This window comes from Streptomyces sp. NPDC056948, assembly GCF_042674225.1.
GTDB lineage: Bacteria > Actinomycetota > Actinomycetes > Streptomycetales > Streptomycetaceae > Streptomyces > Streptomyces purpurascens.
Map to the genome: position 1 here is coordinate 13,222 of NZ_JBHUQX010000057.1, position 17,491 is coordinate 30,712.

Genomic DNA, 17,491 nt, shown 5'->3' on the forward strand with positions numbered 1-17,491 from the left:
CTGATAAAGGCAGGGTAAGCAGCCCGTCATGCCCTGGCATGCGGGGGTGGGGTTTTCCTCAGTCGATCCTGGCGGTCCACCTCATGGCGCGGCTGCCCGCGGCCGGGCACGCTGACGCGTATGACCGAACGCTTCCCGTCCACCGGTGCGAAGGCGGCCGCGACGACGGCCGGGCAGGACGACCGCCCGCCACCGCCCCGGTTCGCCTACGACCGGCACACCTGGAAGGAGATCGCGCACCTCCTGGCGAACCTTCCTCTCTCCCTGCTCGGATTCACCTACGTCATGACAGTGCTGTTCACCAGCTTCTGGCTGACCGTCACGGTGATCGGGTTCCCGCTGCTCGCGGCCGGACTCATGGGCGCACGGCAATTGGGCAAGCTGGAGCGGGCGAGGGCCAGGGCGCTGCTCGGGGTGCGGGTGGACGAGCCGAGCCGGCTGCCGCTGCGCGGCTCGGGCGGCTTCCTCGCGCAGGTGTGGATGTCGCTGAAGGACCCGGTGGGCTGGCGTGCGGTGCTGTACGAGTTCATACGGCTGCCGTGGGGCGTCCTCACCTTCACCATCATGCTGACCTCGCTGTTCGTGCTGTGGCCGGTGCTGCCGTTCATCGCGCGGGGGCTGGCCAACGCCGACCGGGCCATGGTGCGCGGGCTGCTGTCGCCCTCGGACGAGCTGGAGCGGCGCATCGCCGAGCTGGAGTCGGACCGGGGGGTCGTGGTCGACACGGCCGCGGCCGACCTGCGGCGCATCGAGCGGGATCTGCACGACGGGGCCCAGGCCCGGCTGGTGGCACTGGCCATGGGTCTCGGCCTGGCCAAGGAGAAGGTGCTGGAGGACCCCGACGCGGCGGCGGCGATGGTCGAGGAGGCGCACGGCGAGGTGAAGCTGGCGCTCCAGGAGCTGCGGGACCTGGCCCGCGGCATCCATCCGGCGGTGCTGACCGACCGCGGCCTGGACGCGGCCCTGTCGTCGGTCGCCTCGCGCTGCACGGTCCCGGTGAAGGTGACGGCCGACCTGCCCGCGCGGCCGGCCGCGGCCATCGAGGGCATCGCCTACTTCACCGTCTCGGAGCTGCTGCAGAACGTCAGCAAGCACAGCCGCGCGAGGTCGGCGTCGGTGGATGTCTGGCGGTCGGCCGACCGGCTGCTCATACAGGTGTGGGACGACGGCCGCGGGGGCGCGAGTCTCGAGGGCGGTACGGGGATGAAGGGCCTGGCCGACCGGCTGGGCGCGGTGGACGGCCTGTTCGTCCTGGAGTCGCCCGAGGGCGGCCCGACGACGGTCACGGCTGAACTGCCGTGGCGCGACCGCACGGACGCCTCCGACGCGGGCACCGACAGCCGCCAGGCCGGAAGCCACTAGGCCGGAAGCCCCTGGTCCGGGAAACCGCTGGGCCGGAGGTAGGGAAAACCCCCCGTCCAAGACGCCGACGGACTCCATGGTCCGCCGACCTGCGGCGGAGCAGGGTGGAGGTATCGGGAGCACAGCCGCAGGACGAGGAGAAGGACGACGCCGATGGCCACGGAGTACGGACAGGGATACGGGCTCGACGACGGGCCCGGGTACCCCCGGAGCACCGAACGACGGAGGCACCGGCTGCCCGTCGCGCTGCGGGCGCCGGTCGAGGGCCGCACCTGGCGCGAACTCGGCCATGTGCTGCTCAGCCTGCCGATCAGCATCCTGCTGTTCGTCTACGCGGTCACGATGGTGTCGCTGGGGGCGGGGCTGCTGGTGACGTTCCTCGGTGTGCCGGTGCTGGCGGCGGCGCTCGCCGGGTGCCGCGGCTTCGGGGCGGTGGAGCGGTTCCGGGCGCGGGCGCTGCTGGACCTGGAGGTGGCCGAGCCGGAGCCGCTGCGGATGAAGAAGCCGGGCGCCATGGCGTGGATGGGTGCCGTCCTCAAGAGCGGCGCCTCGTGGCGGGCCCTGCTGTACGCGCTGCTGCAGCTCCCCTGGGCGGTGTTCTCGTTCGCCGTCGCCGTGAACGTGTGGGTGCTGGGCTGGGGACTGCTGACGTACCCGCTGTGGTTCTGGGTGTTCCCGGTGTACGCCGGCCAGGACGGGGTGCAGTTGTACGGCGACGAGACGCACCGGATCTACCTCGACAACCCCTTCGAGATCACGATGACCGCGCTGGTGGGTCTGCTGTTCACGATCGCCGTGCCCTGGATCCTGCGGGCGCTGACGATGGTGGACCGGCTGCTGGTGCACGGGCTGCTGGGGCCGTCGCGGCTGGCCTCGCGGGTGGTGGAGCTGGAGTCGGACCGGGGGGTCGTGGTCGACACGGCGGCGGCCGACCTGCGGCGCATCGAGCGGGATCTGCACGACGGGGCGCAGGCCCGGCTGGTGGCACTGGCCATGGATCTGGGGCTGGCGAAGGAGAAGCTCCAGGAGGATCCGGAGGCGGCCGCGCGGATGGTGGACGAGGCGCACGGCGAGGTGAAGACGGCGCTGCAGGAGCTGCGGGACCTGGCCCGGGGGATCCACCCCGCGGTGCTGACGGACCGGGGGCTGGACGCGGCGCTGTCGGCGGTGGCCTCGCGGTGCACGGTGCCGGTGCGGGTCGAGGTCGATCTGGCGGAGCGGCCGGCGCCGGCGATCGAGGGGATCGCGTACTTCACGGTGTCGGAGCTGCTGCAGAACGTCAGCAAGCACGCGCGGGCGACCTGGGCGGGCGTGGAGGTCTGGCGGACGGAGAACCGGCTGATGCTGCAGGTCGTGGACAACGGTGCGGGCGGGGCCGACGTGTCCCAGGGCTCCGGCCTCGCGGGGCTGGCGGAACGGCTCGGCGCGGTGGACGGGATCCTGGTGGTGGACTCGCCGGCGGGCGGGCCGACCCGGGTGACCGCGGAGTTGCCGTGGCGGGGCGCGTACGTGCGGTGACCTCCGGTCGGGGGCCGTGGCAGTGGGCTCCGCCCGCCGGCCGCGGCCTTCGCCCGTTCCGCCGCCCGGATCACAAGTGAGCCCCCCTCCCCGATTCGGTCGGACAAGAAGCCGGTCCTACCCCCCATCCGCCCCCCGATCCTGAAATGCTGGACCCGTCGCACGGGTGGGCGCGGAGCCGTTGTGGGCTGCGGACGGGCGGCAACGGGGCTGTGGGGGGCCGAAACATCGTGGAGGACAGGGTGCGGGTGGTCATCGCCGAGGATTCAGTGCTGCTCAGGGAGGGCCTGACCCGGCTGCTGACCGACCGCGGGCACGAGGTCGTCGCCGGGGTGGGTGACGGCGAGGCACTGATCAAGACCATCACCGAGCTGGACGCGCAGGGCGAGCTGCCGGATGTCGTGGTGGCCGATGTGCGGATGCCGCCGACGCACACCGACGAGGGGGTGCGGGCGGCGGTGCAGTTGCGCAAGGCCCACCCGGGGCTCGGTGTGCTGGTGCTGTCGCAGTACGTGGAGGAGCGCTACGCCACGGAGCTGCTCGCGGGCTCCAGCCGGGGCGTCGGCTATCTGCTGAAGGACCGGGTGGCCGAGGTCCGTGAGTTCGTGGACGCGGTGGTGCGGGTGGCCGACGGCGGTACAGCCCTCGACCCGGAGGTGGTCGCTCAGCTACTGGGCCGCAGCCGTAAGCAGGACGTGCTCGCGGGGCTCACGCCGCGGGAGCGGGAGGTGCTGGGGCTGATGGCCGAGGGGCGGACGAACTCGGCGATCGCCCGGCAGCTCGTGGTCAGCGACGGAGCGGTCGAGAAGCACGTCAGCAACATCTTCCTGAAGCTGGGGCTGTCGCCGAGCGACGGGGACCACCGCAGGGTCCTGGCCGTGCTCACGTACCTCAATTCCTGACATGCGTGGCAGGAGTGTGTGATCACCCCAAAGTCGCGTCCAAGATGCGAATGACACAAAGAAGGCGACCCTTACGGTCGTAGGGTTGATCCTGGGAGGCCTGCGGGAAGGCCTGTCCGGGACAGCCGCCTCGAGGGAGGTCCAGTTCAGTGACCAGCCAGGTCAGTAGCCCAGCGGAGCAGGCCGACGGACCAGTCGTAGGAGAGCAGCGCAAAGCGGGGGGCGCGAAGGGCGTCCGCCGTCTCGACCGGGTGATCATCAGGTTCGCGGGGGACTCGGGTGACGGTATGCAGCTCACCGGTGACCGCTTCACCTCGGAGACCGCGTCGTTCGGCAACGACCTGTCGACGCTGCCGAACTTCCCGGCCGAGATCCGGGCGCCCGCCGGGACCCTGCCGGGTGTGTCGTCCTTCCAGTTGCACTTCGCCGACCACGACATCCTCACGCCCGGTGACGCGCCGAACGTGCTGGTGGCGATGAACCCGGCCGCGCTGAAGGCGAACATCGGCGACCTGCCGCGCGGCGCCGAGGTGATTGTCAACACGGACGAGTTCACCAAACGGGCCATGCAGAAGGTCGGCTACGAGACCAGTCCCCTGGAGGACGGGTCGCTGGACGGCTACCACCTGCACCCGGTGCCGCTGACCACGCTCACCGTGGAGGCGCTGAAGGAGTTCGACCTCAGCCGCAAGGAGGCCGAGCGCAGCAAGAACATGTTCGCGCTGGGCCTGCTGAGCTGGATGTACCACCGGCCCACCGAGGGCACGGAGAAGTTCCTCAAGTCCAAGTTCGCCAAGAAACCCGATATCGCGGCGGCCAACATCGCCGCGTTCCGGGCGGGCTGGAACTTCGGCGAGACCACCGAGGACTTCGCCGTCTCCTACGAGGTCGCCCCGGCGGCCACGGCGTTCCCGCCGGGCGTCTACCGCAACATCTCCGGCAACCTCGCCCTGTCGTACGGCCTGGTCGCCGCGAGCCGGCAGGCGGATCTGCCGCTGTATCTGGGGTCGTACCCGATCACTCCGGCGTCGGACATCCTGCACGAGCTGTCCAAACACAAGAACTTCGGCGTGCGGACCTTCCAGGCCGAGGACGAGATCGCCGGTATCGGGGCCGCGCTGGGCGCGGCCTTCGGTGGTTCGCTGGCCGTGACCACGACGAGTGGTCCCGGGGTGGCACTGAAGTCGGAGACCATCGGCCTCGCGGTCTCGCTGGAGCTGCCGCTGCTGGTCGTGGACATCCAGCGCGGCGGGCCGTCGACCGGTCTGCCCACCAAGACCGAGCAGGCGGACCTGCTCCAGGCGATGTACGGGCGCAACGGCGAGGCCCCGGTGCCGATCGTCGCGCCGTGCACCCCGGGGGACTGCTTCGACGCGGCCCTGGAGGCGGCGCGGATCGCGCTGACGTACCGCACGCCGGTCTTCCTCCTCTCCGACGGCTATCTGGCCAACGGCTCCGAGCCCTGGCGGATCCCGGACCTGGACGAGCTGCCCGACCTGCGGGTGCAGTTCGCGCAGGGCCCGAACCACACCCTGGAGGACGGCTCCGAGGTGTTCTGGCCCTACAAGCGCGACCCGCAGACGCTGGCCCGGCCGTGGGCGATCCCGGGCACGCCGGGTCTGGAGCACCGGATCGGCGGCATCGAGAAGGAGGACGGCACCGGCAACATCTCCTACTCGCCGGCCAACCACGACTTCATGGTCCGCACCCGGCAGGCCAAGATCGACGGCATCGACGTCCCGGATCTCGAGGTGGACGATCCGCACGAGGCGCGGACGCTGGTGCTGGGCTGGGGTTCGACGTACGGGCCGATCACGGCGGCGGTGCGGCGGCTGCGCAGAGCCGGGGAGTCCGTCGCACAGGCGCATCTGCGCCATCTCAACCCCTTCCCGAAGAACCTCGGCGCGGTTCTCGAGCGCTACGACAAGGTGGTGGTGCCCGAGATGAACCTCGGGCAGCTCGCCACGCTCATCCGGGCGAAGTACCTGGTCGGCGCGCAGTCGTACAACCAGGTCAACGGCATGCCGTTCAAGGCGGAGCAGCTCGCCACGGCTCTGAAGGAGGCCATCGATGGCTGAGACGTCCACGCACGGCACGGGCACCGTCGAAGCGCTTTCCCTCGTCCCCAAGGCCGAGGGCAGGCAGTCGATGAAGGACTTCAAGTCCGATCAGGAAGTCCGCTGGTGCCCCGGCTGCGGCGACTACGCCATCCTCGCGGCGGTGCAGGGCTTCATGCCCGAGCTGGGCCTGGCGAAGGAGAACATCGTCTTCGTCTCGGGCATCGGCTGCTCCTCCCGGTTCCCGTACTACATGAACACGTACGGGATGCACTCCATCCACGGCCGCGCCCCGGCCATCGCCACGGGTCTGGCGAGTTCGCGCCGCGATCTGTCGGTGTGGGTCGTCACCGGTGACGGCGACGCGCTGTCCATCGGCGGCAACCACCTGATCCACGCGCTGCGCCGTAACGTCAACCTCAAGATCCTGCTGTTCAACAACCGGATCTACGGTCTGACCAAGGGCCAGTACTCGCCGACCTCCGAGGTCGGGAAGATCACCAAGTCGACGCCGATGGGCTCGCTGGACGCGCCCTTCAACCCGGTGTCGCTGGCGATCGGCGCGGAGGCGTCGTTCGTGGCGCGGACGGTCGACTCCGACCGCAAGCACCTGACGGAGGTGCTGCGCCAGGCCGCCACCCACCAGGGCACGGCCCTGATCGAGATCTACCAGAACTGCAACATCTTCAACGACAACGCGTTCGAGGCCCTCAAGGACAGACAGCAGGCCGAGGAGGCCGTGATCCGGCTGGAGCACGGGAAGCCGATCCGCTTCGGCGGCGACCTGGCCAAGGGGGTCGTCCGGGACCGGCTGACCGGGGATCTGAAGGTCGTCGCGGTGACGCCGGACAACGAGGACCAGGTGCTCGTCCACGACGCGCACTCCTCGTCCCCGACCACGGCGTTCGCGCTGTCCCGACTCGCCGATCCGGACACGCTGCACCACACCCCCATCGGTGTCCTCCGCTCGGTCGACCGGCCCGTCTACGACACGCAGATGGCCGACCAGCTCGACACCGCGATCGAGCAGCACGGCAAGGGCGACCTGGGCGCGCTGCTGGCGGGCGGGGACACCTGGACGGTCGTCGGCTGAGCCGCTCGGGGAGCACCGGGGCCCGGGACGACCGCTAGGAGGCGGCGGCCCGGGTCTCGTCGTAGGTCAGGCGGGCCTTCTCCACGTCGTCCATGCGCTGGTGGGTCCACTGTGCGAGGGCCTTGACCTGCTCGGCGGCCTCGCGGCCCAGGTCGCTGAGGGAGTAGTCGACGCGGGGCGGGATCACCGGCTTGGCGTCGCGGTCGACGAGGCCGTCGCGCTCCAGGGTCTGGAGCGTCTGCGTGAGCATCTTCTCGCTGACGCCCCGGCCGTTGTACTGACTGATCGCCCGGCGCAGCTCACTGAACCGGTACGGGCGGTCCAGCAGCTCGATCAGGACGAGCACGCCCCAGCGGCTGGTGACGTGTTCCAGGACGAGCCGGTACGGGCACAGGGCCTCGCCATCACTTACTGCCATGCCGGTACCTTACTTCAAAGTGGGTACTTTCGAACAGTTAGCGCTTCTCCTAGGGTTAGTGCCACCGCACCCCACAAGGAGAGTCATCACCATGAGCATCGTCGTCACCGGAGCCACCGGACAGCTCGGCCGTCACGTCGTGGAGCGGCTGCTGGAGAAGGTTCCCGCCGAGCAGATCACCGCGGTCGTCCGCAACGCCGAGAAGGCCGCCGACTTCGCGGACCGCGGGGTGAGGATCGCACTGGCCGACTACAACACCCCCGCGTCCTTCGACGGCCTCTTCTCCGCGGGTGACAAGGTCCTGCTGATCTCGGGCAACGAGTTCGACAAGGGCCGTGTGCAGCAGCACAAGGTCGTCATCGACGCCGCCAAGACGGCCGGGGTCGCCCTGCTCGCCTACACCAGCGCCCCGGGCAGCCTGACCGCCGCGCTCGCCGACGACCACCGCGGCACCGAGGAGGCCCTGCTGGACTCGGGCGTGCCCTACGCGCTGCTGCGCAACGGCTGGTACCACGAGAACTACACCGAGAACCTCGCCCCGACGCTGGAGCACAACGCGGTCGTCGCCGCCGCCGGCGAGGGCAGGGTCTCCTCCGCCTCCCGCGCCGACTACGCCGCTGCCGCCGCTGCCGTGCTGACCGGCGAGGGGCACGAGAACAAGACGTACGAGCTGGGCGGCGACTCCGCGTGGAGCTTCGCCGAGTACGCGGCCGAGCTGAGCCGGCAGACCGGCAAGGAGATCACCTACAACGCGGTCACGCCCGAGGCGCTCACCGGCATCCTGGCCGGCGCCGGCCTGCCCGAGCAGTTCGCCCAGATCCTGGCCGGGGTCGACGCCTCCATCGAGAAGGGTGAGCTGGTCGTCTCGACCGGCGACCTGTCCCGCCTGGCCGGCCGTCCGACCACGCCGTTCTCCGAGGCCATCGCCGCCGCGCTCAAGGGCTGAACTCCCGCCCGGCGGACCCTTGAGCCGTCCCACCCCCGGATGTCATGACCGTATGCCGATACGGGCATGACAGCCGGGGGCGCTCGGCGTTACCTTCGTGGTCGCGGAACACCACGTGCGAAGGAGGGGGCCGTGACCGGCAAGCCGAGGGGCGAGGCGCGGATAGGACTGCTGAACGGGTTCGCGGCCTACGGGATGTGGGGGCTCGTCCCCCTGTTCTGGCCCCTGCTGAAGCCGGCGGGGGCGGTGGAGATCCTGGCCCACCGGATGGTGTGGTCGCTGGTCTTCGTGGGCGCCGCCCTGCTCGTGCTGCGCCGCTGGGCCTGGGCCGGAGAGCTGCTGCGCCAGCCGCGCAAGCTGGCGCTGATCACGGTCGCCGCGGCGGTCATCACCGTCAACTGGGGCCTGTACATCTGGTCCGTGAACTCCGGGCACGTCGTCGAGGCCTCGCTCGGGTACTTCATCAACCCGCTGGTCACCATCGCGATCGGGGTGCTGCTGCTGAAGGAGCGGCTGCGGCCGGTGCAGTGGGCGGCGGTCGGGACCGGCTGCGTGGCGGTCGTCGTACTGACCATCGGCTACGGCCAGCCCCCGTGGATCTCCCTCTGCCTCGCCTTCTCCTTCGCCACGTACGGGCTGGTGAAGAAGAAGGTGGGCCTCGGCGGCATCGAGTCGCTGGCCGCCGAGACCGCGATCCAGTTCCTGCCCGCGCTCGGCTTCCTGGTGTGGCTGACCGCGCAGGGCGATTCCACCTTCACCACCGAGGGCGCGGGGCACGCGGCCCTGCTCGCCTCGGCCGGCATCGTCACCGCACTGCCCCTGGTCTGCTTCGGCGCGGCCGCCATCCGCGTGCCCCTGTCCACGATCGGCCTGCTGCAGTACTCGACGCCGGTCATCCAGTTCCTGCTCGGCATCCTCTACTTCCACGAGGAGATGCCGCCGGAGCGCTGGGCCGGGTTCGCGCTGGTGTGGCTGGCGTTGACGCTGCTCACCTGGGACGCGCTGCGCACCGCCCGCCGCGCGGCCCGCGCGCTCACCGACGAGATCAGCGTGCCGAGCACCACCAGGACGACCGGCACGACCAGCGCCGCCCGGAACGCCGAGAGCGTGGCCTCGGGCCCGGACCCGGTGGACGCCAGGCCGTAGACCGCGGTCACCGCCGAGATGCCGATCGCCGAGCCGAACTGCGTGGCGGTGGTCAGCAGCCCGCCGGCCAGCCCCTGCTCGGACTCGGCGACCCCGTCCGTGGCCGCGATGGTCAGCGGCCCGTAGGCCAGGGCGAAGGCGAGGCCCGCCAGGAACAGCGTCGGGAACATCGCGGCGTAGGACCAGTCCATGCCGACCGGCAGGAACAGCGCGTACGCGGCCACGGCCAGGACGAAACCGCCGACGATCACGCGGGCGTTGCCCCAGCGGGCGACCAGGCGCGGCGTGAGCGTCGGGGCGAGGACGGCGTCGATGCCCATGACGATCAGGGCCAGCGCCGTCTGGAGGGACGACCAGCCGCGCAGTTCCTGCAGGTAGAGCGTGACGATGAACTGGAAGCCGAAGAAGGCGCCGAGGAAGAGCAGCGCCCCCAGATCGGCGCACACGACCGCGCCCTGCCGCAGGATGCCGAGGCGGACGAGCGGGTCCGGGCAGCGGCGTTCGGCCGCGACGAAGGCACCGGCCAGGAGCAGCGCCGCGAGCCCCGATGCCGCGGTGAGCGGCCAGTCGCGCAGGCCGTGTTCCAGGCGTACGACGGTGTAGGCGGCCAGCAGCATCGCGCCGGCGGCGGTGACCGCGCCGGGCAGGTCGAAGGTGCCCCGGCGGGCCCTCGGGGCATCGCTTTGGGGGATCAGCCGTACGGCGGGGACGAGCAGGGCCGCGGCCAGCAGTACGGGCGCGAAGAACACCCAGCGCCAGCCGAACTCGGTGAGCAGACCGCCGATCACCAGGCCGAGGGAGAAGCCGGCCGCGCCCGTCCCGGCGAAGATCAGCAGGGCCTTGTTGCGCTGCGGGCCCTGCTCGTACGACGTGGTGATCAGGGAGAGCGCGGCCGGGGTCATGAAGGCGGCGGCGACGCCGGTGACGAAGCGGGCGACGACCAGCATCCAGCCCTCGGTCGCGAAGCCGCCGAGCCCCGAGAAGGCGAGGAAGACGGTCAGCCAGAGCAGGAACATCCGGCGCCTGCCGAGCAGGTCGGCGGCCCGGCCGCCCAGGAGGGTGAAGCCGGCGTATCCGAGCACATAGGCGCTCATCACCCACGCCGCGGTGTCGGTGCCCAGCCCCAGGTCGGAGCGGATGGCCGGGATCGCCACCGCCATCATCGCGACGTCGATGCCTTCGAGGAAGATCGTTCCGCACAGAACGAGCAACAGCGCCCAGGCACGGGTGCCCATCAGTCCACACTCCTCCGCCAGTATGCGGTTACGCAACTGAGGGTCGGTTCCCTCTTGTAACCATGACCACCCTGCGGCAGCATCGGGAGACATGGAAGAAGGCACTTCGAAGTCACCGAGTAACTGCGAGAGCACCGTGGACCACGGCGACGCCGATCCCTTCCAGTGGGACACCCGGGAGGACTGCCAGGTCCGGCAGATCCTCGACCGGATCGCCGACAAGTGGTCGCTGCTGGTCATCGCACTGCTGGAGAACCGGCGGCTGCGCTTCACCGAGCTGCGCCGGGAGATCGACGGGGTCAGCCAGCGGATGCTGACAGTGACCCTGCGCTCGCTGGAGCGGGACGGCCTGGTGAAGCGGACCGTGCACCCGGTGGTGCCGCCGCGGGTCGAGTACGAACTGACCTCGCTCGGCAGGACGCTGCACACCACGATCCAGTCCCTGGTGACCTGGACGGAGGAACACCAGGACGAGATCGCCGCGGCCCGGACCGCGTACGACACCCGGCCCGTATAACTGGTACATGACACAGACACCGGCACGTCCCGCCCCCGTGCACTGGAAGGTCGTCATCGACGCGAACGACCCGCACGCGCAGGCCGACTTCTGGGCCTCCGCGCTCCACTACGAGGTCGAGGACAACAGCGTCCTCATCGGGAAGCTGCTCGGCGCCGGTGTCGTGCCGGAGGAGCTCGTCGTCGAGTCGCACGGCCGGCACGCCTTCCGGGACCTGATCGCCGTACGGCACCCCGAGGACCCGTTCGAGGAGGAGAGCGGGACCGGGCTGGGGCGGCGGCTGCTGTTCCAGCGGGTGCCGGAGACCAAGACGGTCAAGAACCGGCTCCATCTCGATCTGCACCCGGGCGAGGGGCGACGCGAGGAAGAGGTCGCGCGGCTGGAAGGGCTCGGGGCGAGGGTGCTGCGGCGCGTGGCGGAGCAGGGCGGCGAGTGGGCCCTGATGGCGGACCCGGAGGGGAACGAGTTCTGCGTGCAATGACACCGGACCGGTGAGCCCCGGAAACCGGGCATGGCAGCCGGGCTCCCAGCGCCTGCCTCCCAACGCCCTGGCCGGATACATCCCTTGACGGAGAGTCAGTGCCAGCTTCACCATCCAGGCACCCCATTCAGCGTGGGCGGCCTGCGGACACCCCACGGGCTGCCCGTAGGAACTCGGAGTCCCCACATGAAGCTCTCCGTTTCCGCGCGTGCCGTGGCAGCAGGCGGCATAGCGACTGTCATGCTCCTGACCGGCGGCGCCGTGGCCGATGCCGCGTCCGCTCCCCCGAGACCGGCGGCGGCGCCCGACCTGCCCCTGGCGGGCGTCAAGGCCCATCTGACCCAGCTCCAGTCCATAGCCACCGCCAACGGCGGCAACCGCGCGCACGGCCGGACCGGCTACAAGGCATCGATCGACTACGTGAAGGCCAAGCTGGACGCCGCCGGATTCGCCACCGCGCTCCAGCAGTTCACCGCCTCCGGACGCACCGGCTACAACCTGATCGCCGACTGGCCCGGCGGTGACACGAGCCAGGTCGTGATGGCCGGCTCGCACCTCGACAGCGTCTCCTCCGGGCCCGGCATCAACGACAACGGATCCGGCTCGGCCGCCGTCCTGGAGACCGCCCTCGCCGTGTCACGGGCGCAGTACGAGCCCACCAAGCATCTGCGGTTCGCCTGGTGGGGCGCGGAGGAACTCGGCCTGGTCGGCTCCCGCTACTACGTCAACCGGCTGGCGACCGGGGACCGTTCGAGGATCAGCGCCTACCTCAACTTCGACATGATCGGCTCCTCGAACCCGGGCTACTTCGTCTACGACGACGACCCGGCGGTCGAGAAGACCTTCAAGGACTACTTCAGCGGCCTCGGCGTCCCGACCGAGATCGAGACCGAGGGCGACGGCCGCTCCGACCACGCGCCGTTCAAGAGCGCGGGCGTGCCGGTGGGCGGCCTGTTCACCGGGGCCAGCCGCGCGAAGACGGCGGCGCAGGCGGCCAAGTGGGGCGGTACGGCCGGGCAGGCCTTCGACCGCTGCTACCACTCCTCCTGCGACACCACCGCCAACATCAACGACACGGCCCTCGACCGCAACAGCGACGCGGTCGCGTACGCGGTGTGGGAGCTGTCGGAGTAGTTCCGGGTCACTCCTACTGGTCGCGGGCGCGTTCCGTGAGGCGGCCCATGCGGGCCCGGGCCGACTCCAGTTGCTCGATCTCCTCGGCGGCCGGGCCGTCCTCGGCGGCGAGCTCGGTCCACAGGCCGATCAGGTCGCGCCCCAGCTCCAGCCCCACCGCGGGGTCGCGCACCGCCCGCCAGGCGGTGGCCGCGCTCTGCACATTGCCGTAGGCGGCCTCCGCGTCGCCCGTACGGCGGCGGGCACCGGCCAGGTCGAGCGACAGACGGAAGGCGCGGAGCGGGTCGCCCGCCAAGTAGGCGATGTACGCGCTGAGTTCACCCAGCCGGAGCACCTCCGGGTGCTCCGGCCCCAGCGTCGCGGACGCCTGCGCGACGGTCTGGTCCGCCAGCCCGGCCGCCGCTTCGATCCTGCCCTCCTTGACGGCCTCGTTGATCCGCGTGATCGGCTCCGCGACGAGGTCGGAGGCTCCGGAGTCGCCCGGGGCGCCGGCAGGTTCGTCCCCGAACATGGCCTCGGCTACGGCGTCGAAGCCGCGGGCGGGGGTGGGCTTGGCGTCGAGGTCGGCGAGCAGCTCCGCTTCGAGCACCGGGTCGGGCTTCCTGCCGCGCCGGGGCCCGGCGGCGGGACCGTCCTCGGGGACGGGGAGCGGCCTCGCGTCCATGGGCGGAGGCGGCCCGAACTCACCGGTCGGGGGCGCGACGGTGCCGGGCACGGTGGCCGGGCCCGGAGGCGCGTCTTCAGGGGTGGGCTGCGGCGGCTCCTGTACGGCGCGCAGCCGGAACGTAGGGGCCGCGCCGAGATCGCCGGACTCCGGTACGGGGCGCAGGACGTGTGTGGCGCTGTCGCTGTGCGGGGGCTTCCGCGGGGGCTCCTGCTCCGCCGCGGGTGGCATCGGTCCGGGCGTGCCCGCTGCGGTCGGTTCGGCAGCCGCGCCGACCGCGGACGGCTCGGCAGCCGCGGCGGCCGGGGGCCACTCCGTCACCGGGTCGGGCATGGGCGGTTCCTCAGCCGCGGCGGCCGGGGGCCACTCCGTGGCTGCGCCGGCCATCGGCGGTTCCGGTGGGCGTCCGGCGGCGGTGCCCTCCGGCGGTGTCGTACGGACCGGCTCGGCCGTGAAGTGGCTGGAGCCGTCCGGGTCGACCTGGAGAGGGACGACGTAGCCGATGCGCTCGTCGTGGATCGTGGCGAGGACCGCGTGGCCCGTGGCGAGGGCGATGTGGTGGAGGCGGTTCAGGACCGCCTTGTGGATCTCCTCGCCGGGAGCCGCGAAGACCGGGACGCCGCCGACGGACGCACCGTCGGACACGCCCGCCGCTCCGGCACCGGCAACCGACCCGGCGCCGTGTCCCGTTCCGGGGACATGGACGTCGATCGGCACCGCCGGCGTCGCCGCGTGTGCGGCCTGCTTCTGTTCCCGCTTCTTCTCGCGGCTGAGTCGAGACATCGTCCCCTCACTCGGCGTCGTACACCTACTGTCGAGTGTGTCCGCTCGCTCCCGTTTCTCACGTCACCGCGGTGTCACAGGCTCGTCCCAAGGACTGTAGGCCCCGGCGCGCGTTGTTCCGGTTGGCATGAAGATCGGGAGTACGAGGGAGGAGAGGTGCATGCAGACAGGCGTGCGAGGCCCGGAGATCTGGATCCGCGGCCCGGTGACCACCCCGGAGCCGGGACCGCCGGAGCCGGCCCACGCCCATGCCGCGGCCCGGCGTTTCTCCTGGGTCGGCACGCACGGCGGCGCGGGCGTCTCCACGCTCGCCGCGGTCTACGGCGGTCATGACAGCGGCCGCGCCTGGCCCGGGCCGGGCGATCCGCCGTCGGTGCTGCTGGTCGCCCGGACGCACGCGGCCGGGCTCGACACGGTCGCCGGTGCGGTGGAGATCTTCCGGCGCGGTCAGGCTCCGCCGGGGCTCGACCTCGACGGCGTCGTCCTCGTGGCGGACGCCCCGGGCCGGCTGCCGCGCCCGCTCGCCCAGCGGGTCAAGTCCCTGGAGGCGGTCATCGACGTGTACCGCGTGCCGTGGGTACCGTCCTGGCGGCTCGGCGAACCGGGCCGTCCGCCGCGCGAGACGGCGCCCCTGGCCAGGCTGACGGGAGCGGCACGCTGACGGCCGTGCCCCTGTCGGCCGGGGAGATCGCGGCGGGTGTAAGGGCCCGGGAGCTGCGCGCGGTCGACGTGGTCGCGGCGGCGCTGGAGCGGATCGAGCGGGCCGATCCGAAGCTGTGCGCGTTCGTCGAGGTGTGGCACGAGGAGGCGTTGCGACGGGCGGGCGAGGTGGACGCGCTGCTCGACGGGCGGTGCGGGGGTGTCCCCCGCACGAGTGGAACCGACGACTCCGAGCAGCCCCGGCACACGGGCGAGGCCCCCGACGGGTCGGGGGATGTCCCCCGCGGGAGCGCGGCCGCCGAGCCCGGGGGTGTCCCTCGCACGAGTGATGCCGACAGATCCGGGGATGCCCCTCGCACGAGTGGTGCCGAAGGGGCAGGGGGTGTCACCGACAGGTTCATGGAGGGCGGCTGGTTGCCGCTCGCCGGTGTGCCGATCGCCGTGAAGGGGCGGCACGGGCTGCGGGCGGCGGGGCCGCTGCTCGCGGCCGGGGGTGTCGTCGTGGGGGCGACCTCCGTGCCCGGGCCGGGGACGCCCTGGCAGACCTGGGGGCTCGGTGCGCGTGGCCGGACCGTCAATCCGTGGCGGGCCGACCGTACGCCGGGCGGCTCCTCGGCCGGGTCGGCGGTGGCGGTGGCGGCCGGGCTGGTGCCGCTGGCGACGGGCAGCGACGGGGCGGGGTCGGTGCGGATCCCGGCGGCGTGGTGCGGGGTCGTCGGACTGAAGACCACGGTGGGGCGGCTGCCCTCCGCCGACCGTACGGGGCTTGCCGTCCCCGGCGTGCTCGCCCGCTCGGCGTCGGACGCGGCGGTCTGGTGGCAGGTGGTGACAGGCGAGCCGGAGCCCGTCCTCCCGCCCCTGCCCGTCACCGCCGTCTGGTCCCCCGACCTCGGTTTCGCCGGGCCCGATCCGGAGCCCGTCGCACTCGCCCGGGCCGCGGTGGAACGGCTCGTGGCGGCGGGTGTCGTACGGCTCGTAGGACCACGGGTGCCGCCGCGGCTGATGGACCCCGGGCCCGCGTGGCTCGCCCTGCGCGCACCCGGTGCCGATCTGGCCGGTGCCCACCGCGTCCGGGCGGAGAACGACCGGCGGCTGGCCGGGCTGTACGAGGATGCCGACCTGCTGCTGACGCCCACGGCACCCACCGCGCCGCACGGCCACGAAGGGCCGGGGGACCGCTACTCCACCTCGCTCACCTGGGCGTTCAACCTCAGCGGGCACCCGGCGCTGAGCCTCCCGGCGGGCTTCGGCGAGGACGGCTGCCTGGCCGGGCTGCACCTGGTGGCACCGCACGGGCGGGAGGCGCTGCTGCTGGCCGTGGCGCGGGAGGCGGAGGCGCGTATCGGAAGCTGACGGGCACGCCGGCCGGACGGCGACCCCTGGCGAATTTGAATGCGTACGCATATGATGCAAGCGCGTGTAATCGCCGTACGCCTTTCTTCTGGGGGACACCATGACCCGCCGCTTCCTTTTCGTCCTGGGCAGCGCCCGCGCCGAGGGCAACACCGAGCTGCTGGCCCGCCGGGCCGCCGAGCAACTGTCCCCGGACGTCGAACAGCAGTGGATCGACCTCACCGAGCACCCGATACCCGACTTCGAGGACCTGCGGCACGACAGCGACCATGTCCGCCCGACCGAGGGCAACCTCGCCCTGCTGCTCGACGCCACGCTCGCGGCGACGGACATCGTGATCGCCTCGCCCCTGTACTGGTACTCGGTCTCCGCACAGACCAAGCGCTACCTGGACCACTGGTCGGGCTGGCTGCGCACGCCCGGGCTCGACTTCAAGGAGACCCTGGCCGGAGGCACCCTGTGGGGCGTCACCGCCCTCGCGCACCGGGAGGAAGTGGTCGCCGACCCGCTCGTCGGGACGCTCCACAACTCGGCCGCGTACCTGGGGATGCACTTCGGCGGGGTGCTGCTCGGCAACGGCAGCAAGCCCGGTGACGTGCTGAACGACACCGAGGCGCTGACCCGGGCGAAGACGTTCTTCACCCAGGAGGCACCGCCCGCCCGGTTCCTGTACGAGCAGGACTAGTACCGGCAGGACTAGGCCGTGATGTCCTTCGTCGTGAAGCGGGCCCAGGCCGCCGAGCCGAACACCGCCGCGTACAGGGCCTGGAGGCCGAGGTTCTTCGTCAGGTCGTCCCAGTAGACGGGCTCGCGCATGAGGTCGGCGAAGGACAGCCAGTAGTGCGAGAAGAAGTACGGCTGGAGGGCGTGCAGTTGCGGGATCTGGTCGAGGATCTGGACCGTGATCAGCAGGCCGACGGTGGTCGCCATCGCCGCGATGCCGCTGCCCGTGAGCGTCGAGACGAACAGGCCCAGCGCCGCGACGCCGATCAGTGAAGCGGCGACGGCGAGGGCGATCAGCAGGGCTCTGCCCAGGCCCTCGGCGAAGCTGATCTGCGTGCCGGAGATGGTCGTCAGGTCGCCCAGCGGGAACAGCAGCGCGCCGACCGTCAGCGCCGAGACGGCGACCACCAGGGTGGCCACCAGGCAGAAGATGACGACGGTCGCGTACTTGGTGAGCAGCAGGCGGCTGCGGCCGGCCGGGGCGACCAGCAGATAGCGC

At 71.6% G+C, this 17,491-nt stretch carries 15 protein-coding genes and 2 pseudogenes; 13 read left to right on the plus strand and 4 right to left on the minus strand.

Going from position 1 to position 17,491, the window contains the following annotated elements; genetic code table 11:
• The first annotated feature begins 120 nt into the window (after nt 1-120).
• The 5 genes from ACFTZL_RS10220 (at nt 121) to ACFTZL_RS10240 (ending at nt 6,932) form a co-directional block, all read left to right on the plus strand.
• The gene (locus tag ACFTZL_RS10220) at nt 121-1,362 is read left to right on the plus strand and encodes a sensor histidine kinase (protein ID WP_382580089.1); all 1,242 of its coding nucleotides are present in this window, start codon (nt 121-123) and stop codon (nt 1,360-1,362) included.
• A gap of 153 nt (nt 1,363-1,515) precedes the next feature.
• Nucleotides 1,516-2,880: a sensor histidine kinase gene (locus ACFTZL_RS10225; RefSeq protein WP_382580090.1), complete on the plus strand. Its 1,365-nt coding sequence runs from the start codon at nt 1,516-1,518 to the stop codon at nt 2,878-2,880.
• Nucleotides 2,881-3,122: 242 nt separating this feature from the next.
• Nucleotides 3,123-3,782, plus strand: coding sequence for a LuxR C-terminal-related transcriptional regulator (locus ACFTZL_RS10230; RefSeq protein WP_382580102.1), 660 nt, complete (start codon nt 3,123-3,125; stop codon nt 3,780-3,782).
• Nucleotides 3,783-3,931: 149 nt separating this feature from the next.
• The gene (locus ACFTZL_RS10235; protein WP_382580091.1) at nt 3,932-5,860 is read left to right on the plus strand and encodes a 2-oxoacid:acceptor oxidoreductase subunit alpha; all 1,929 of its coding nucleotides are present in this window, start codon (nt 3,932-3,934) and stop codon (nt 5,858-5,860) included.
• On the plus strand, nt 5,853-6,932 hold the full coding sequence (locus ACFTZL_RS10240) for a 2-oxoacid:ferredoxin oxidoreductase subunit beta (RefSeq protein WP_382580092.1): 1,080 nt from the start codon (nt 5,853-5,855) through the stop codon (nt 6,930-6,932). The genes ACFTZL_RS10235 and ACFTZL_RS10240 overlap by 8 nt, the downstream gene beginning before the upstream one ends.
• Before the next feature lie 34 nt (nt 6,933-6,966).
• Here the strand turns inward: ACFTZL_RS10240 and ACFTZL_RS10245 are convergent, their stop codons facing one another.
• On the minus strand, nt 6,967-7,350 hold the full coding sequence (locus tag ACFTZL_RS10245) for a winged helix-turn-helix transcriptional regulator (RefSeq protein ID WP_382580093.1): 384 nt from the start codon (nt 7,348-7,350) through the stop codon (nt 6,967-6,969).
• Between the two features lie 91 nt (nt 7,351-7,441).
• Here ACFTZL_RS10245 and ACFTZL_RS10250 point away from each other — a divergent pair, with 91 nt between their 5' ends.
• A complete protein-coding gene (locus ACFTZL_RS10250) occupies nt 7,442-8,296 on the plus strand; it encodes an SDR family oxidoreductase (protein WP_382580094.1) in 855 nt (284 codons plus the stop codon).
• 195 nt (nt 8,297-8,491) lie between these two features.
• On the plus strand, nt 8,492-9,442 hold the full coding sequence (gene rarD / locus ACFTZL_RS10255; protein ID WP_382580103.1) for an EamA family transporter RarD: 951 nt from the start codon (nt 8,492-8,494) through the stop codon (nt 9,440-9,442).
• A gap of 80 nt (nt 9,443-9,522) precedes the next feature.
• Here the strand turns inward: rarD and ACFTZL_RS10260 are convergent.
• Nucleotides 9,523-10,770, minus strand: a pseudogene (locus ACFTZL_RS10260) (MFS transporter); the annotation flags it as partial.
• On the opposite strand from ACFTZL_RS10260, the gene ACFTZL_RS10265 reads away from it, so the two are divergent.
• The 3 genes from ACFTZL_RS10265 to ACFTZL_RS10275 all read left to right on the plus strand — a co-directional run bounded on the left by ACFTZL_RS10265 (nt 10,769) and on the right by ACFTZL_RS10275 (nt 12,809).
• Entirely contained in the window at nt 10,769-11,194 is a 426-nt protein-coding gene (locus tag ACFTZL_RS10265; RefSeq protein ID WP_382580095.1) for a winged helix-turn-helix transcriptional regulator, read from the plus strand. The pseudogene ACFTZL_RS10260 and the gene ACFTZL_RS10265 sit on opposite strands and share 2 nt — an antisense overlap.
• A gap of 7 nt (nt 11,195-11,201) precedes the next feature.
• Nucleotides 11,202-11,675 carry a VOC family protein gene (locus tag ACFTZL_RS10270; protein WP_382580096.1) on the plus strand — a complete coding sequence of 158 codons (474 nt, stop codon included), beginning with the start codon at nt 11,202-11,204 and terminating at the stop codon, nt 11,673-11,675.
• 186 nt (nt 11,676-11,861) lie between these two features.
• Nucleotides 11,862-12,809, plus strand: a complete 948-nt coding sequence (locus ACFTZL_RS10275; RefSeq protein ID WP_382580097.1) for a M28 family metallopeptidase — start codon at nt 11,862-11,864, stop codon at nt 12,807-12,809.
• Nucleotides 12,810-12,822: 13 nt separating this feature from the next.
• Here the strand turns inward: ACFTZL_RS10275 and ACFTZL_RS10280 are convergent, their stop codons facing one another.
• Complete coding sequence (locus tag ACFTZL_RS10280; RefSeq protein ID WP_382580098.1) at nt 12,823-14,256, minus strand: tetratricopeptide repeat protein; 1,434 nt, start codon at nt 14,254-14,256, stop codon at nt 12,823-12,825.
• A gap of 160 nt (nt 14,257-14,416) precedes the next feature.
• Between ACFTZL_RS10280 and ACFTZL_RS10285 the strand changes: the two genes are divergently transcribed.
• The 3 genes from ACFTZL_RS10285 (at nt 14,417) to ACFTZL_RS10295 (ending at nt 16,954) form a co-directional block, all read left to right on the plus strand.
• Complete coding sequence (locus ACFTZL_RS10285; protein ID WP_382580099.1) at nt 14,417-14,917, plus strand: DUF6668 family protein; 501 nt, start codon at nt 14,417-14,419, stop codon at nt 14,915-14,917.
• 5 nt (nt 14,918-14,922) lie between these two features.
• Complete coding sequence (locus ACFTZL_RS10290; RefSeq protein WP_382580100.1) at nt 14,923-16,269, plus strand: amidase; 1,347 nt, start codon at nt 14,923-14,925, stop codon at nt 16,267-16,269.
• A 100-nt stretch (nt 16,270-16,369) separates the two neighbouring features.
• Complete coding sequence (locus tag ACFTZL_RS10295) at nt 16,370-16,954, plus strand: flavodoxin family protein (protein WP_382580101.1); 585 nt, start codon at nt 16,370-16,372, stop codon at nt 16,952-16,954.
• Between the two features lie 11 nt (nt 16,955-16,965).
• Here ACFTZL_RS10295 and ACFTZL_RS10300 read toward each other — a convergent pair.
• Nucleotides 16,966-17,491, minus strand: a pseudogene (locus tag ACFTZL_RS10300) (ABC transporter permease); the annotation flags it as partial.

Bases quoted from the DNA above. Each gene is read 5' to 3' on its own strand.
- ACFTZL_RS10220 (WP_382580089.1), top strand. From the start codon at position 121: ATGACCGAACGCTTCCCGTCCACCGGTGCGAAGGCGGCCGCGACGACG.
- ACFTZL_RS10225 (WP_382580090.1), top strand. From the start codon at position 1,516: ATGGCCACGGAGTACGGACAGGGATACGGGCTCGACGACGGGCCCGGG.
- ACFTZL_RS10240 (WP_382580092.1), top strand. From the start codon at position 5,853: ATGGCTGAGACGTCCACGCACGGCACGGGCACCGTCGAAGCGCTTTCC.
- ACFTZL_RS10245 (WP_382580093.1), bottom strand. From the start codon at position 7,350: ATGGCAGTAAGTGATGGCGAGGCCCTGTGCCCGTACCGGCTCGTCCTG.
- ACFTZL_RS10250 (WP_382580094.1), top strand. From the start codon at position 7,442: ATGAGCATCGTCGTCACCGGAGCCACCGGACAGCTCGGCCGTCACGTC.
- rarD (WP_382580103.1), top strand. From the start codon at position 8,492: ATGTGGGGGCTCGTCCCCCTGTTCTGGCCCCTGCTGAAGCCGGCGGGG.
- ACFTZL_RS10265 (WP_382580095.1), top strand. From the start codon at position 10,769: ATGGAAGAAGGCACTTCGAAGTCACCGAGTAACTGCGAGAGCACCGTG.
- ACFTZL_RS10270 (WP_382580096.1), top strand. From the start codon at position 11,202: ATGACACAGACACCGGCACGTCCCGCCCCCGTGCACTGGAAGGTCGTC.
- ACFTZL_RS10275 (WP_382580097.1), top strand. From the start codon at position 11,862: ATGAAGCTCTCCGTTTCCGCGCGTGCCGTGGCAGCAGGCGGCATAGCG.
- ACFTZL_RS10280 (WP_382580098.1), bottom strand. From the start codon at position 14,256: ATGTCTCGACTCAGCCGCGAGAAGAAGCGGGAACAGAAGCAGGCCGCA.
- ACFTZL_RS10285 (WP_382580099.1), top strand. From the start codon at position 14,417: ATGCAGACAGGCGTGCGAGGCCCGGAGATCTGGATCCGCGGCCCGGTG.
- ACFTZL_RS10295 (WP_382580101.1), top strand. From the start codon at position 16,370: ATGACCCGCCGCTTCCTTTTCGTCCTGGGCAGCGCCCGCGCCGAGGGC.